The following is a 15,968-nucleotide window of genomic DNA, read 5'->3' on the forward strand; positions in this document are numbered from 1 at the left end:
ACACCATGACACATGATCACAAACTAAAAGTTGAAGCTATCAAACGTGGGACTGTTATTGATCATATTCCAGCGCAGGTGGGCTTTAAAATTCTCTCCTTGTTTCGTTTAACAGAAACTGATGAAAGAATAACAGTAGGTTTTAATTTACCTTCAGAAAATTTAGGTAAGAAAGACTTAATTAAAATCGAAAATGTCTTTTTAACCTCTGAGCAAGCAAACCGTTTAGCGATGTATGCACCGCAAGCAACTGTAAATATTATCGATGATTATCAAGTCGTTAATAAGATGGCATTAAGCTTGCCTGAACTACTTGAAGATGTGGTGCCTTGTCCTAATAGCAACTGTATTAGCCATAACGAGCCAGTACAAAGTAGTTTTCGTGTCAAAAAACTGGCCTCAGATGTTGTATTAACCTGCAAGTACTGTGAAAAAGAGTTCGAACGCCACGCGGTTATTCGTTAATTCTTTTGACTATCTGCTCGCAAGAGCAGATAGTTTTTTATAAAAATAGAATAATAACCTCTTAAGATCCCCAATACTATTTTCACTAAAAATAGAAATAGTCTATTTTCTCTTTTTTATAAAAAATATTGCTATAATTTCACCATTTTGGTGGATTAAAAATAGCGTCAAAACGCAAAAAAACTCTACGTTCATTTTCTTTTTATCTGCATAGACTTTATGATAAAGCCTGATATCTATCATATTGCTAATACTATCCGCTGGCTATAATGGCAACGTGCTAACCCAACGTTAGCGTCAATCTTATAAAAACAGGAGTTATACATGTCTTACGAGATTAATACCGAAAAAGCCCCTGCAGCGATCGGCCCTTATGTGCAAGGTGTTGATTTAGGTAATTTAGTCATTACATCAGGTCAATTACCTGTTGATCCGGCTACAGGTGAATTTGTTTCTGACAATGCAGCAGAACAAGCACGTCAATCTTTAGAAAACGTGAAAGCGATTATTGAAAAAGCGGGTTTAACTGTCGCTAATATTATTAAAACTACTGTTTTCGTTAAAGATTTAAACGATTTTGGTACAATCAATGCCGCTTATGAAGCTTTCTTTAAAGAGCATAACGCTGCATTCCCAGCACGTTCTTGTGTCGAGGTTGCACGTTTACCAAAAGATGCAAAAGTAGAAATCGAAGTTATCGCTATCCGTTAATTTCGTCTCAATAGCAAGCTATAAAAAAGCAAAGGTCTCTTTATGAGCACTTTGCTTTTTTTATGTTCTCACTTTTTGATGAATAATTTATCACTTCTGTTTTTGGCACATATTTACAATTCTGCCAATCCCTCTTGATGCCTGATGTAGCAAAAATACCTTGATGTAGATCAGTTTTAATGAAGATTATTTCCCTTTCAATTACTATATATTGTGCTTTAATACATATCGACATACAACATATAGTAATTATACACATCTTATCCACAATAAGCCTGAATGCTGTGCCATCACCTGTTTTTATGGGATTTGAGCCTGTGGATAAATAGTTAAGGAGCAAGATTGTGAAAACCATAGTGATAAAACGAGACGGATGTAAAGTCTCTTTTGACCAAACCCGCATCAGCGATGCTATCAAAAGAGCCGCCGTAGCTTGTGAGATCACTGATGATGATTATTGCGTATCCGTCGCTCAATCTGTTTCACAATCTCTCGCAGGACGTTCGAATGTCGATATCCGTGAGATCCAAGACGCCGTAGAAAATCAGCTGATGGCTGGTGAGCATAAAGATGTCGCCAGAGCCTATATTGAATACCGTCATGACCGAGATGTTGCTCGTGAGCAACGTGGAAGACTAACTCAGGAAATCCGAGGTCTTATCGAACAAAGTGATGTCTCTATTCTGCATGAAAATGCGAATAAAGACAGTAAGGTTATCCCTACCCAGCGTGATTTACTTGCGGGTATAGTGGCTAAACATTACGCAAAATTGCATATCCTGCCAAGAGATGTGGTACTCGCTCATGAGCGTGGCGAAATTCATTATCATGATCTCGATTATTCACCGTTTTTCCCTATGTTTAACTGTATGCTGATTGACCTTAAAGGCATGTTAAACAATGGTTTTAAAATGGGAAATGCGGAAATAGAACCGCCAAAATCCATTTCAACAGCAACAGCCGTAACTGCACAAATTATCGCACAAGTGGCAAGCCATATTTATGGCGGTACGACGATAAATCGTATCGATGAAGTATTAGCGCCGTTTGTAAAATCAAGTTATGACAAACACTATAAAGTCGCGCAAGAATGGCAAATTGCTGATAAAGAAGCTTATGCTAATGCACGCACTGAAAAAGAGTGTTACGACGCATTCCAATCTTTAGAGTATGAAGTTAATACACTACATACTGCTAACGGACAAACACCTTTTGTCACTTTTGGTTTTGGCCTTGGCATGTCAAAAGAAGCACGTTTAATTCAACGCTCTATACTTGAAAATCGTATGGCAGGTTTAGGAAAAAATCGAAAAACAGCCGTTTTCCCTAAACTCGTTTTTGCCATTAAAGATGGCTTAAACCATAAATTTGGTGATCCTAATTACGATATCAAACAACTTGCTCTTGAATGTGCAAGTAAACGCATGTATCCCGATATCTTAAATTACGATCAAGTCGTTAAAGTAACGGGGTCATTTAAAACGCCAATGGGTTGCCGTAGCTTCTTAGGTGTTTACGAAGAAAATGGTGAGATGATCCATGAAGGTCGTAATAATCTAGGTGTTATCAGCCTAAACTTACCGCGTATTGCTATTGAAGCACAAGGTGATGAAGCGACATTCTGGTCACTACTTGATGATCGCCTCGAATTAGCGAAAAAAGCACTGATGACACGCATTGCACGTTTAGAAAACGTCAAAGCACGTGTTGCCCCAATCCTTTATATGGAGGGAGCGTGCGGTGTTCGCTTAAAAGCAGATGATAATGTGGCTGAAATCTTTAAAAATGGCAGAGCCTCAATCTCATTAGGTTATATCGGTGTCCATGAAACCATTAATGCACTGTTTGGCACTCAAACACACGTTTTTGACGACGAGACCTTAAGAGAAAAAGCCGTAGCGATTATCAATCGTCTACGTGAAGCTACAGATCAGTGGAAAGCGGAGACTGGTTATGGCTTTAGCCTTTACAGCACACCAAGTGAAAATTTATGTGATCGCTTCTGTCGTTTAGATGCAGCTGAATTTGGCATTATTCCTGGTGTTACAGATAAAGGTTATTACACCAACAGCTTCCACTTAGATGTTGAAAAGAAAGTAAACCCATACGATAAATTAGACTTTGAAGCGCCTTATCCTCCTTTAGCTAATGGCGGTTTTATCTGTTATGGCGAATACCCTAACCTACAACATAACCTCAAAGCCTTAGAAGATGTTTGGGATTATAGCTATACCCGAGTTCCTTACTATGGCACTAATACGCCAATTGATGAGTGTTATGACTGTGGTTTTACAGGTGAGTTTGCTTGTACCAGTAAAGGTTTTACTTGTCCTCGTTGTGGTAATCACAACCCTGCAAGAGTCTCTGTTATTCGTCGTGTCTGTGGATATTTAGGCAGCCCAGACTCACGTCCATTTAATGCAGGTAAACAAGAAGAAGTTAAGCGTCGTGTGAAACATCTAGCAAATGGTCAGTTAGGTTAACAGTGTGAATTATCATCAATATTACCCTGTTGATGTGGTCAATGGCCCAGGTACTCGTTGCACCCTGTTCGTTGCAGGGTGCATACACCAATGCCGAGGCTGTTATAACAAATCAACGTGGTCATTAACGTCAGGCAAGCCATTTACACAAGAAGTGGAAGATCAGATCATCGCTGATCTCCAAGACAGTCGGATTAAACGACAAGGATTATCACTTTCAGGTGGCGATCCTCTACACCCTCAAAATCTTTCTGCTATATTAAAATTGGTACTACGTATTAAAACGGAATGCCCTGATAAAGATATTTGGGTTTGGACTGGCTACTTACTGGCTGACTTAACCCCAGAGCAGCAAGAAGTCGTTAACCATATTAACGTACTGATTGATGGGAAGTTCGTACAAGAACTTTATGATCCCGCATTACTGTGGCGTGGTAGTAGTAATCAGGTGATCCATAAATTGAAATAATACACATTGAATTAACTGGAGGATGTATGCCTTTAAGTGATAATAAATATGTAAGCTTTTCTGAAGATCATGAACTGAACTACCATTTAAAAAAATGGGGTAAGAAGCAATCTAAAGCGAACCGAGAACAACTCGTGAAGCTAGGCACCGAATTGAAAAAGAAACTCGGTGCTAAACATCTCCAGCATACTGAAATAGATGCTGAGATAGAAAAAAATCTTTCATCATTTGAGTAATCCTTAAAAGCCCATTTATATAATGGGCTTTTTTCTCTTACCACTCTGACCTAATCACGTCCGTTATCAAATGCGAATCATTTTCAAAAAAGATAGTCAAAGTAATTAGTTTTGTTTTATTATTAACTCTCTTGACTATTCTTTTTATGATGATATTTGATATGAAATTAGCACTCCTCCCTTTATTTTCAATGGTTTTACTGTCGGGTTGCAGCAGTACTTGGGAACCCAAAGGTATATCCGATTACACATTACAAGAAGCAAAGCTCATTTGCGATCTTGATGCTAATACTCGCTACCCTATCCGCAAAGAAGTGCTACAACGTACCGTTTATCATGATGTGCAAAAGACGTGTCGAAAAGATGATAAAGACCACTGTGGTGATAAAAAAACCTACACTGAACGTGTCCCAATGACAGAAAGCTATGTTGAAGACATCAATTAAGAAGACAGAAGAACCTTCTATACCTCATGTATGTCTTTAAAAGGGTGGGAACAGAAAAATCATTACTTTTGGGAATAAAAGAAATTGGAGAAAAACAATCAGCTTAATCACGTTGCCAATAGAGCTTAGTACCAAAACCTAATTGATTATTGACCATCTTAATTTCTTGTAATTGTAATTCCCATAAAGGCACCTGGATGGCGGCTAATGCGACAGGAAAGCGTAAACAATAATGTTTTCTTGCGTTGATGTCGTCCTTACCAGCCAATAAAGCAACCGAACCTGTAAATTGAATCCCTTGCAGATCGGATACTGCAATTTCTTGTGTGCTAATACTTCCTGAAACAAATAAATTTTTCTGCATCATTTGAGCATGACGCGTTTTCTTTTCAGAAAGAAAAACAAGCCTCATCTGATTTTCATCAAACCAATAAAAACAATTTGCGCACCAAATATCCTCTAATGAACACGTTGTACATAAGGTAAATACATGGTTATTACGTATATATTGTTTAATTATTTTGATCGAGTCTAGAGAAGACATAATATACCTGTTTAGATACAAAAAGAGACGCTGTTTAGGTGATAATTATATCATCAAAACGAGCGTCTTACCGCGTGTCTCTTATTACAGGTTATTTATCGCAATCAGTTAAAATTAACGATAAATCTCAGCATTTACAGTGAGATAATCATCACCTGTTGCGCCAACAACTTTAAAACCTTTTGCGCCTTCATCTTTTGCGATTTGAGCAATTTTGGTGGTTAAACCATCCAGAGTATCACTACCAGTGATTGTGATATACTCACCATTAACTGAAGGGCTTTTTGATACACTATCAGATGCAAATGAACCAAATGAAACAGCACTTAAAGCTAATGTAGCAGCGATTAATGTAGATTTTTTCATAATAAACTCCAAATAAATTCTAATTTTGTTAGGTATCGCGGAGTGTCTCTCTGTGATGTGGATCATATTATGCGCTTTAATTTAACTTTAAAATTAGCAATAATTGCTGTTCATTTTCAAAAAATTTGAATATTATTTTATAAATAACAAATCTTTCTGTCACAAATATTTCACAACATATTGATATGCTTAATAGATTTCATTTTAATAAAGCTATAAATTACTCAATTCAAAAATTAAGAAATATTATTTATCAAAAGAGAAAGTAGCACGAAAAGGAAAAAATGATGACTGATACAGTGTGGTCACTCTATATTGTTAGAAATCGTCTTGGCTATCTTTATACAGGGATCACGACAAATGTTGAGCGACGTTTTACTCAACACCAGAATGGAACCGGTGCTAAAGCACTGAAAGGGAAAGGACCATTGTTATTAGAGTTTCATTGCCAAATAGGCTCTCGGCAACGTGCATCTCAACTTGAATACCAATTAAAACAATTAAAAAAAATACAAAAAGAAAAGCTGATCAAAGACCAGCCTTCAGACATTGTGTTGTATTTAACACGATAGGCTACCTGTTCGATTAAACCTCATCAAATAATGGCGAGAAATTCACTAAACCATGAATATTCTCAACATTACCATTATCGAGAGCATAGAACTGAAATGCCTCTTCTGTATCAGGCCATTTGCAATGCAACCCTTGTGATTTTGCAGGAATGAAGCCTGACTTTTGATAGTATGCTGGCTCACCTAATACCACCACGGCGCCATAACCAAATTCATTTAGGCTATCTAACCCTTCATTAATCAGTTGGCGCCCAATACCTTGGTTCTGGAAATCAGGTGCAACAGCAAGAGGCGCAAGCCCTACCCACTGGCAATCTACACCATCAATATCAACCGGTGTAAAGCCAATGTAACCCATAACGTGACCTTCATCATCGACTGCGACCATACCTAATGTCAGCAGTCCCTCTTCTCGTAAATGTCCCACTAAATCAGCTTCTGCACCGGTAGGAAATGCTTGACGTAAAAGGTTATCAATAGCTGGAATATCAACGGGAATTTCAACACGTATTAGCATGAAGTTGAGCTCAGTTCATGGCTATGTAGAGTGTCTTCTTTTTCTTCTTGAAGTCCACTTTTTACAAATTCAGCCAGTTGTAATAAACCAAAACGCAACACAGATGGCATTGAGTCTAATTCAATTGCGTCCATCAGGTTCTTAACATATAACCCAAGTTCTGTATCACCCTCAATTTGTAGACGACGTTGGAAAAATAAGGTGTCAGGATCTTCTTTGCGAGCAGCAATTAAAATAAGATCATTAGCATTTCCACTAAAGCTGACATCTTCTTTTTCTAAGCGACTGACCACTAATTTATCATCACGAACACTGATAAACCACTGTAAATGTAAGTCTCTTATTTCTACTTTCAGCCACTTATCTTCTAAAAAGTGTAAATCACCTTCCGCTAACGATTCACGAAACTGCCAACTTAAAAACTGCTCTAAGATGTCGCGTTGCAAGGCAAATGGGGTGACTTGTAAGGGATAACGTAAAAAACGAGGTCCCTCTTTAACCAAGTGGGTACGAATTTTGTTAAACACGTTCGGACTCCTATAAAGAAAATTACGGGCTATTGTGCCAGATATAGACAGATATTCTGCGATCCTATATCAATATTCAGTTAATCCGTCGCTCACATTTTGAGTTCTTTGATTTTACTTAAGCAAAAAACAGCGTTCTCTGCCCTAAATCAAAACCTTTTTTTATCTTGCTCATTACAATTTCTGATCATTCTTAATTTCTAAAGGGAAGTGAAGATGGAATTGCTGTGCCCTGCGGGTAATTTACCTGCCTTAAAAGCGGCCATAGATAATGGTGCGGATGCCGTTTATATCGGCTTAAAAGATGATACTAATGCAAGACATTTTGCGGGTCTGAATTTCACAGAAAAGAAATTACAAGAAGCGGTTAATTATGTTCATCGCCACCAGCGAAAATTGCATATTGCAATAAACACCTTTGCTCATCCTGATGGATTTGAACGCTGGCAAAAAGCTGTTGATATGGCGGCATCTTTAGGTGCTGATGCGCTTATTTTGGCGGATATTGCTATGCTCGAGTACGCTGCGGAACGTTACCCTCATATTGAACGTCATGTTTCAGTGCAAGCTTCAGCAACCAATACACAAGCTATTGAATTTTATCAACGTAACTTCGATGTAGCACGTATCGTTCTTCCTCGTGTTCTATCTCTTCATCAAGTCAAACAATTAGCACAAACGAGCCCAGTACCTTTAGAAGTTTTTGCCTTTGGTAGTTTATGTATTATGGCGGAAGGTCGATGCTATCTCTCTTCTTATTTAACAGGCGAATCCCCTAATACGGTAGGTGCTTGCTCCCCCGCTCGTTTTGTACGTTGGCAACAAACACCACAAGGAATGGAATCTCGCCTTAATGATGTACTTATCGACCGCTATTCACCCAATGAAAATGCTGGTTACCCCACATTGTGCAAAGGGCGCTACTTTGTTGATGACCACTGTTATCACGCATTAGAAGAGCCAACAAGCCTCAATACACTTTCTCTATTACCTGAGTTAATGGCGATGAATATTGCATCCGTCAAAATTGAAGGTCGTCAACGCAGCCCTGCTTATGTCACAGAAGTTGCACGAGTTTGGCGCGCGGCAATTGATCAATGCAAAAAAGATCCTCAACGTTTTAGCACAAACCCGCATTGGATGAATGCATTAGGAAAAATTTCAGAAGGAACACAAACAACATTGGGTGCTTATCACCGTAAATGGCAATAATAAGGATAAGTAAATGAAATACGCATTAGGCTCTGTACTTTATTATTGGCAAAAAGAGACACTTGAAGCGTTCTATGAAAAAGCAAAACAGTGTGATGCTGATATTATTTATTTAGGTGAAACGGTTTGTAGTAAACGTCGAGACACCAAGCCCCAAGATTGGATAAATCTTGCCAAAGAAGTGGCAACAAGTGGCAAACAAGTAGTTCTTTCAACCTTAGCATTATTACAAGCACCTTCTGAATTGAAAGAAATTGCTAAGCTAGTTGATAACGGTGAATTTTTAGTTGAAGCACATGATTTTGGTGTGATCAATATGCTTTACGAGCGCCATCTTCCTTTCGTCGCAGGGCATGGGCTTAACTGCTACAACGCTTATGCACTACGTTTATTGCATAAGCAAGGCATGATGCGTTGGTGTATGCCAGTTGAACTTTCTCGTGAGTGGTTAAATAATCTTTTAAATCAATGCGAAGACTTAGGTATCCGCCATAAGTTTGAAGTTGAAGTATTGGCTTATGGGCATCTTCCTTTAGCCTATTCAGCACGTTGTTTTACTGCTCGTTCTGAAAATCGTTCTAAAGACGATTGTGAAACTTGTTGTGTAAAATACCCACAAGGTCGTGAAGTATTATCACAAGAAAATCAGCAAGTATTTGTGCTTAATGGCATTCAAACACAAAGTGGTTATTGTTATAACTTGGGTAACGATCAAGCTTCAATGGCAGGTTTAGTTGATATTGTTCGCCTTTCACCAGAATCAGACGCGATTTTCGATACATTACAACAATTTCGCCAAAATCAACAAGGTCAACAACCACTGACAACCGTTCATCACCATGACTGTAATGGCTATTGGCGTAAGTTGGCTGGATTAGAATTAGTAGAGTAAAAATATAATATGTTGGAATAAAAAGCCCTTATGGGCTTTTTATTTTGACTCACCACGATGATGTAACCAATGTTTAAATTGGTGTGTAATATGTCTTAATTCACCATTACGTAACATACCCACCAGCACACCTAATACGGTGTAAATCACACCTAAAACCAGCATCATCACGATATCACCCAATATACTTTGGAATGACAATCCCATTTGATTTATTCCTGCCATGGCGTTTACTGCCCATGTAGAAGGTAATGCGGATGAAATCGCAAATACCCAATCAGGCATTGCTTGTAATGGCCAAATCGTACCAGAAATATAGAACACGGGCGTTGTAACAAATGCGAGTGTCAGATAAATCATCTCAACACTGCGTAAACATTCTGTAATTAGCTTGCCGAGACCTAATACTGCCAATAGGAATGGGAAAGTAAGCATCCATATTTGGTAAAGCGGAGCCTCTTGTCGGTAACCTAATACCCAAGGCCATAATGCAAAGAAGACGGCAGATAAAAATAACCAAATAGGAATAAGTGCCGATAGCGCCCCTAAATAAACCGCTAATGGTGGTTTTCCTTTTGGCGTACTTCGCACGGCAATGCTGACACGCACACAAGCAATTAAAAGGGAGTGTTGTAATAACATCACTAATAATCCAGGGAAAATGATCGCAGCAAAACTTACTCCGGGGTTATACATAGCAATGGTTTCACCCTGAATAGGCTTTAATAGGATCTTTGATTGCTCAACACTAAAGCCCGCATTTTGTAAAATACGCCCATTGTAAGAATCTAATAACTGTTGATAAGCTAACATCAATTCCTGCTGAATTTGCCCGCTAGCAAGGCGGTTTGTGGCATCACCAAAAACGGGTACGGTGACATCTTTACCATTGAGTAGTTTTTTCTCAAAATCAGTTGGAATAATAATGATGGCAAAAAGCTCACGCATAATCATATCGTGGCGAGCGCCCTCTAAATTATCGTAGTTCTTAATGCTTAATTTAGGTGTCGAGTTTAATGCCCGAATAAGTGAATAACTTGCTGGGCTATGATCTTGATTAATCACGGCAACAGGCAAATCCCATAAAACAGGTTTGGCATACACCAAACTCATAATGCATAGAGAAACGATAAGTAACATCCACATCGGTTTTTCTAGCATACCCAATAGAACACGCTTAAAGGTTTGGAAGTACATCTGCATCATGCCACACCTACCTGTAATTCCAATCGTTTAAAAATACGCTTACGAACTAAGAAGGCGATAGCAAAAGGATAAATCAGCAAGAGTGAACAAACATATAAAATACCTTGTAGTGATACTTCTCTTAAGAAAATATCAAACATCGCATTTAAGGCGTGAGTTAATGGTTCTAAATTAGAAATAATCTGTGCAGGTAAGATCATCGAAAGTTCAGGTACAGCCATGCCTGAAAATGCCAATGCAATACTCACCAACATCCCTATCATACTGTATGCCGTTATCGCGCTATTGGTAAACGCAAAGAGCAGTAATCCCACACTTTGAGCAGCAATAATATAGAAGAATCCCACTAACACCATATAGAGCGGATTGCCGTTCACCTTCGCCCCCGAGAAATGCACTAATGCCGCTAATTCAACAATTAATAAGGTTAAGAAGAACAGTGTGTAAGGTGTGAGTTTACCAATAAGTGCAAATGTGAAGGGCTTAATATTCAATAACATATTACCGCGTGACAACGAATAAATCGTACAGGTCACGACAAATAGTTGAAGCATATGGATGGTAGCCGCAAATTGCTGATAATAAATATAACTGCCACTGGCATTAAATAAACTGTCATAAGAGAAAGTCACTTTTGCTAATGGTGGAACAGGTTTATTCATTTCTTGCGCTAAAACCGTGCGATATTGCGCATTAAGCTCTGCAATGAGTCCACTAAAATCCTGTATTGCATAGCTCCCAGCGGCATAATACAACCCGTTATAATACATACGTGTAGTGGGTTGTTTTCCAGCTAAGACCTTACTTTCAAAGTGTCGAGGGATGGTCAGTATCGCATAATCTTTTGCACTACCAAGCCGTTCCATTGCTGTACGAGGATTGCCATCTAGCGTATTTAATTGCGCATGAGAGCCCGCGTTTAAGTCTCTGATCAATGTTCTTGATAACGGGCTATTATCGTTATTGATCACTGAAACTGGCAAATTCAGCAATGTACCTTCAGAAAAGTTAGCACTAATTAACGTGAATAACATCAATGGAAATAGCCAGCTTAGCCAGTGAAAAACCGGGCTACGAACTGCCATATAAGTTTCTCGTGAAAATGCGCTACTAAAGCCACGCCAAGCTGCCTTTACTCTCATTGTTTGTCCTTATTTATCCCAACGCCATAATGCACTCATGCCAGGACGAAGCCCTTCAATTGGCGTCACAGGATACAGTCGGATCTCAAACGTTTTTAGATCGAAATCACCCGTTGCTCTTGTCGCTCTTTTTGTTGCGTAGTCACCCATTGGAGCGATATAGCGAATTTCAGCTTCTACTTCTTTATTACCTAATGCAGGCACCATGATCGTAATGCGATCACCTTTGCGAATATCCGCTAAAATATCTTCACGAAGGTTATAAACAAAATAGGCTTCAGGAATACGAATAAGAGTAGCCAGCGGGCTATTGGCATTAAAAAGTTCACCTATTTCCGCCGGAATAGGACCAACTTCACCATCAACAGGTGCTTTGACTTGTAAATCGTCTTGTTGGATCTTCAATTCGATAAGCTGTTGTTCTGCTTGTTGTACTGCTGCTGTATATTTCTGGCGTAATTCAATGCGATCGCCATTTTTGGCTTCATCCAACTCTGCTTGCGCGCCTCTGACTCGTTGTGATGCAACATCACGGCTACGGCGTGCATTATCCAGTTCTGTCGCTGATACATAACCTTGGTTAGCCACTGCGCTGATCCGCTGATAATCTCTTGTCGCATTGGCTGCTTCTACTTTGGCTTGAGATAGCACCGCTTCTAAGTTACGAATGCTCTCTTCTCTTGTACCATGTAATGACAAGTCTAATTGAGCTTGTGCTTGAGTTTTAGCGGCTTCAAGTGCAGCAACTTGAGCGTTGAGTTCAGGGCTTTCTAATGTGATCATCAATTGCCCTTTTTTGACATCATCACCTCGCTCTATATGGCGTTCAATAACACGACCTTTGGCTTTAGAGGCAACAATCACTTCTGGAGCGTCAACTTCTCCTTGCAATAATAAATATTGATTATGCGCGCGGAAAAGTACGGCTAATGCAATTAGTATTAGCATTAATAAAATAAGATAAATGGCTCTTTTTTTCATATAACGATTAGACCTTAATAGTGAAGTAGAACACTCACTGACAGAGTTATATTACACAATAACTCAGAATTTCTTTAAGAATTTTGTGCGCCAGATCACTGACGCAAAGGAATATTTTCTTTGATAGTGCGATTAAGTTATTCTTATATCAAACTTTATCGCCTAATTAATATCCCCGTTTTATCTGAATTTTTATATATATCAGATAGAAAAGAGAACGGTACTCAATACTTATGTATGAATTTGATCTTATTTTGCTGTTATTACAGCAAATGTGCGTTTATTTAATTATTGCTTGGTTTTTAAGTAAAACACCTCTATTTACGCCACTTTTACAGGTCACGATAAAACTACCACATAAATTGATGTGCTACGTCATCTTCTCTATTTTCTGCATTATGGGTACCTATTTTGGGCTACATATTAATGATTCTATTGCCAATACACGTGCTATTGGCTCTGTCTTAGGTGGATTACTAGGAGGACCTTACGTCGGCTTTCTCGTTGGTTTTACCGGAGGCTTACACCGTTATTCACTCGGTGGTATGACTGCATTTAGCTGCATGGTTTCTACCATTGTAGAGGGCTTAATTGGCGGATTAGTCCACCGTTATTACGTAAAACACGGGCAGATGCATCGGATATTTAATCCATGGACAGCTGCCGCCGTTACTTTCTTTGCTGAAATAATACAAATGAGCATCATTTTATTATTAGCTCGTCCGTTTAATGAAGCTCTTGCTTTAGTGAAAGATATTGCCGCGCCGATGATCGTAGCCAATACCATTGGCGCGGCAATGTTTATTCGAATTTTACAAGATAGGCGCGCTATATTTGAAAAATATACCAGTGCATTCTCAGCTCAAGCTTTAAAAATCGCTGTCTGTACTGAAGGTATTTTACGTAAAGGGTTTAACCAAGATAATAGCACCCGTGTGGCAAAAGTGATTTATCAGGAATTGAGAGTCAGTGCAGTTGCTATTACAGATAGAGAAAAGTTGCTCGCTTTTATTGGCATTGGCGCCGATCATCATTTACCGGGTACACCTATTTCATCAGATCAATCCAAGCAAGCCATTAATAATAATGAAGTTGTCTATGCAGACGGTAATGAAACCCCCTATCGTTGCACCCTTTCTCCTCATTGCAAACTAGGAGCAACCTTAGTTATTCCACTAAGAGGTGAAAATAACCAAGTCATTGGCACAATAAAGCTCTATGAGGCGAAGAATCGCCTCTTTAGTTCGATTAATCGTACCTTAGGTGAAGGCATCGCAAGTCTTTTATCTGCACAAATTCTGGCAGGGCAATATGAGCGAAATAAGCAATCTCTTTTAGAATCAGAGATTAAACTTTTACATGCTCAAGTGAATCCACACTTTCTTTTTAATGCACTAAATACATTACAAGCGGTTATTCGCCGTGATAGTGAACAAGCAAATCAACTCGTGCAATTTCTCTCGGCTTTCTTTCGTAAGAATTTAAAAAGACCAGAGGCTGTGGTGACATTAAGTGATGAAATCGAACATGTGAACGCTTATCTGCAAATAGAGAAAGCACGTTTTCAGGAGCGTTTACAGATTGATATTCAAATTCCTGAAAGCTTAGCTAATGCTCGCCTACCCGCTTTTTCGCTTCAACCCATGGTTGAGAATGCAATTAAACATGGAACGTCACAGTTATTAGATACAGGAAAGATTACAATTAGAGCACATCAAGAACATCATTTAATCATTATCGAAATTTGTGATAATGCCGGACTTTACCGTCTTCAATGCCCATCGCATCAATTAGGCTTAGGCATGAGACTAGTGGATAAGCGACTAAAATTACGTTATGGCGAGCTTTACGGTGTTTTAGTGGAATGCCAAGCCGATGAATACACAAAGGTAAAAATTTGTTTACCTCTCGAAAAAAGCATGGATAACGTTACATAATAATGAATATATTAATCGTTGATGATGAGCCGTTGGCTCGTGAAAACTTACGTTGTTTACTTGAAGTTGAAAAGGATATTCATATTGTTGGTGAATGCAGTAATGCAATTGAAGCCATAGGAGAAATACATCGCAAAAAGCCTGATGTTGTTTTTCTTGATATTCAAATGCCTCGCATTACTGGTCTTGAAATGGTCACAATGCTTGATCCTGAACATCGCCCTTATATTGTTTTTCTAACTGCATTTGAAGAGTATGCCATTCAGGCCTTTGAAGAGCATGCCTTTGATTATTTACTCAAACCTTTAGAGCAAGAGCGACTTACTAAAACATTAAATCGTTTACGCCAAGGTAATAAACAGAATATTGATCTCTTAACACCGCCTGAAGAGCGTTTAAAGTGCATTCCATGTACAGGTCATAGCCGTATTTGGTTAATGCCCATTGATGAGGCTGTATTTGCAACATCAAGACTCAGTGGTGTTTATGTTACCAATAACCAAGGTCAAGAAGGTTTTACAGAATTAACACTACGTACATTGGAAACACGCACACAATTAGTTCGTTGCCATCGCCAATATTTAGTGAATATGGATTATGTTAATGAGATTATTTTTGGTGATAATGGGCAAGCTGAATTGATATTACACAATAACAGCCAAATCCCTGTTAGCCGTCGATATCTAAAACCATTAAAAGAAGCAATTGGTTTAAGCTAATTAATAACACCCTGTAATAAATGAGTATTTAGATAATGATAAGTATTGTTCTAAATACTCATCAAAAACTTGTTGGTACTGCTTACGGTTAAAAATAAGCTGTTTAATAGGCGTAATTCCATGTTCATCAAGTTCTAGTGCGTCGTCTTTCTCTAATCCGTCTTCATAAGCAATATTGAACCACTTCACGTAATCATTTGTAATTTCTAAATCACAAGCGATCACCGAGCAATAATCACTGCCACAATGACAACGATACAGCACCAATCGATTATTATCTAATTGAGTATAAACAGGTTTATTTCCTAAATATTGCTCTATTTTACTGCGAATAATTTTATGACGGTCATAATTCGGGAAACGAGCTTTATCAACAACGAAAAAATCCAAGTCAAAATCTGAAAAGCGTAAATCTGTTTGTTTCTCAAACCCCAACCATTTATCCAATGCTATACCATCAATATAAAAATTGAAGTCTGTACGTTGAGTATCAGCATCTTGCTGAATACAACGTAATTCTAATTGATTGGTTTGCATGAACTTT

Annotated in this window: 19 protein-coding genes; 11 read left to right on the top strand and 8 right to left on the bottom strand. The window is 38.5% G+C overall.

The window, feature by feature from the left end; translation table 11 throughout:
- Window positions 1-5 precede the first annotated feature (5 nt).
- The 6 genes from pyrI to DK865_RS15760 all read left to right on the top strand — a co-directional run bounded on the left by pyrI (window position 6) and on the right by DK865_RS15760 (window position 4,809).
- Window positions 6-464, top strand: coding sequence for an aspartate carbamoyltransferase regulatory subunit (gene pyrI / locus DK865_RS15730; protein WP_006535648.1), 459 nt, complete (start codon window positions 6-8; stop codon window positions 462-464).
- Between the two features lie 324 nt (window positions 465-788).
- Window positions 789-1,175 (top strand): RidA family protein, encoded by a 387-nt coding sequence (locus DK865_RS15735; protein WP_004246200.1) that lies wholly within the window; start codon window positions 789-791, stop codon window positions 1,173-1,175.
- 344 nt (window positions 1,176-1,519) lie between these two features.
- Window positions 1,520-3,658, top strand: a complete 2,139-nt coding sequence (gene nrdD, locus DK865_RS15745) for an anaerobic ribonucleoside-triphosphate reductase (RefSeq protein WP_109392329.1) — start codon at window positions 1,520-1,522, stop codon at window positions 3,656-3,658.
- A gap of 4 nt (window positions 3,659-3,662) precedes the next feature.
- The gene (nrdG, locus tag DK865_RS15750) at window positions 3,663-4,127 is read left to right on the top strand and encodes an anaerobic ribonucleoside-triphosphate reductase-activating protein (RefSeq protein WP_036914677.1); all 465 of its coding nucleotides are present in this window, start codon (window positions 3,663-3,665) and stop codon (window positions 4,125-4,127) included.
- Window positions 4,128-4,153: 26 nt separating this feature from the next.
- Window positions 4,154-4,363 (top strand): hypothetical protein, encoded by a 210-nt coding sequence (locus DK865_RS15755; RefSeq protein ID WP_023583554.1) that lies wholly within the window; start codon window positions 4,154-4,156, stop codon window positions 4,361-4,363.
- 161 nt (window positions 4,364-4,524) lie between these two features.
- Window positions 4,525-4,809, top strand: coding sequence for a hypothetical protein (locus DK865_RS15760; protein WP_228407804.1), 285 nt, complete (start codon window positions 4,525-4,527; stop codon window positions 4,807-4,809).
- Window positions 4,810-4,912: 103 nt separating this feature from the next.
- On the opposite strand, the gene DK865_RS15765 is transcribed toward DK865_RS15760, so the two are convergent.
- Together DK865_RS15765 and DK865_RS15770 are read right to left on the bottom strand one after the other, a co-directional pair.
- Window positions 4,913-5,353, bottom strand: coding sequence for a YhbP family protein (locus DK865_RS15765; protein WP_023583556.1), 441 nt, complete (start codon window positions 5,351-5,353; stop codon window positions 4,913-4,915).
- 114 nt (window positions 5,354-5,467) lie between these two features.
- On the bottom strand, window positions 5,468-5,719 hold the full coding sequence (locus DK865_RS15770) for a YdgH/BhsA/McbA-like domain containing protein (protein WP_036914682.1): 252 nt from the start codon (window positions 5,717-5,719) through the stop codon (window positions 5,468-5,470).
- A gap of 287 nt (window positions 5,720-6,006) precedes the next feature.
- Here DK865_RS15770 and DK865_RS15775 point away from each other — a divergent pair, with 287 nt between their 5' ends.
- Complete coding sequence (locus DK865_RS15775; protein ID WP_109392330.1) at window positions 6,007-6,291, top strand: GIY-YIG nuclease family protein; 285 nt, start codon at window positions 6,007-6,009, stop codon at window positions 6,289-6,291.
- 13 nt (window positions 6,292-6,304) lie between these two features.
- On the opposite strand, the gene DK865_RS15780 is transcribed toward DK865_RS15775, so the two are convergent.
- Both DK865_RS15780 and ubiT read right to left on the bottom strand, forming a co-directional pair.
- Entirely contained in the window at window positions 6,305-6,808 is a 504-nt protein-coding gene (locus DK865_RS15780; protein WP_023583559.1) for a GNAT family N-acetyltransferase, read from the bottom strand.
- A complete protein-coding gene (gene ubiT / locus DK865_RS15785; protein WP_006535669.1) occupies window positions 6,802-7,335 on the bottom strand; it encodes a ubiquinone anaerobic biosynthesis accessory factor UbiT in 534 nt (177 codons plus the stop codon). Before ubiT ends, DK865_RS15780 begins: the two co-directional genes overlap by 7 nt.
- A gap of 216 nt (window positions 7,336-7,551) precedes the next feature.
- On the opposite strand from ubiT, the gene ubiU reads away from it, so the two are divergent.
- Window positions 7,552-8,547 carry a ubiquinone anaerobic biosynthesis protein UbiU gene (gene ubiU, locus DK865_RS15790; RefSeq protein ID WP_023583560.1) on the top strand — a complete coding sequence of 332 codons (996 nt, stop codon included), beginning with the start codon at window positions 7,552-7,554 and terminating at the stop codon, window positions 8,545-8,547.
- 13 nt (window positions 8,548-8,560) lie between these two features.
- Window positions 8,561-9,439: a U32 family peptidase gene (locus DK865_RS15795; protein WP_023583561.1), complete on the top strand. Its 879-nt coding sequence runs from the start codon at window positions 8,561-8,563 to the stop codon at window positions 9,437-9,439.
- A gap of 39 nt (window positions 9,440-9,478) precedes the next feature.
- Here the strand turns inward: DK865_RS15795 and DK865_RS15800 are convergent, their stop codons facing one another.
- The 3 genes from DK865_RS15800 to DK865_RS15810 are packed head-to-tail and all read right to left on the bottom strand — an operon-like array spanning window position 9,479 to window position 12,768.
- Window positions 9,479-10,642, bottom strand: coding sequence for an ABC transporter permease (locus DK865_RS15800; protein ID WP_109392331.1), 1,164 nt, complete (start codon window positions 10,640-10,642; stop codon window positions 9,479-9,481).
- Window positions 10,642-11,787 (bottom strand): ABC transporter permease, encoded by a 1,146-nt coding sequence (locus DK865_RS15805; protein WP_109392332.1) that lies wholly within the window; start codon window positions 11,785-11,787, stop codon window positions 10,642-10,644. The genes DK865_RS15800 and DK865_RS15805 overlap by 1 nt, the downstream gene beginning before the upstream one ends.
- 9 nt (window positions 11,788-11,796) lie before the next feature.
- Window positions 11,797-12,768, bottom strand: a complete 972-nt coding sequence (locus DK865_RS15810) for an HlyD family secretion protein (protein ID WP_023583564.1) — start codon at window positions 12,766-12,768, stop codon at window positions 11,797-11,799.
- Between the two features lie 233 nt (window positions 12,769-13,001).
- On the opposite strand from DK865_RS15810, the gene DK865_RS15815 reads away from it, so the two are divergent.
- On the top strand, window positions 13,002-14,705 hold the full coding sequence (locus tag DK865_RS15815; protein WP_023583565.1) for a sensor histidine kinase: 1,704 nt from the start codon (window positions 13,002-13,004) through the stop codon (window positions 14,703-14,705).
- Between the two features lie 2 nt (window positions 14,706-14,707).
- On the top strand, window positions 14,708-15,424 hold the full coding sequence (btsR, locus tag DK865_RS15820; RefSeq protein ID WP_023583566.1) for a two-component system response regulator BtsR: 717 nt from the start codon (window positions 14,708-14,710) through the stop codon (window positions 15,422-15,424).
- Here the strand turns inward: btsR and DK865_RS18910 are convergent, their stop codons facing one another.
- On the bottom strand, window positions 15,425-15,961 hold the full coding sequence (locus DK865_RS18910; protein ID WP_228407805.1) for a hypothetical protein: 537 nt from the start codon (window positions 15,959-15,961) through the stop codon (window positions 15,425-15,427).
- Window positions 15,962-15,968: the final 7 nt, after the last annotated feature.

Origin of the sequence: Proteus cibi, assembly GCF_003144405.1 — a bacterium.
GTDB classification, from domain to species: Bacteria; Pseudomonadota; Gammaproteobacteria; order Enterobacterales; family Enterobacteriaceae; genus Proteus; species Proteus cibi.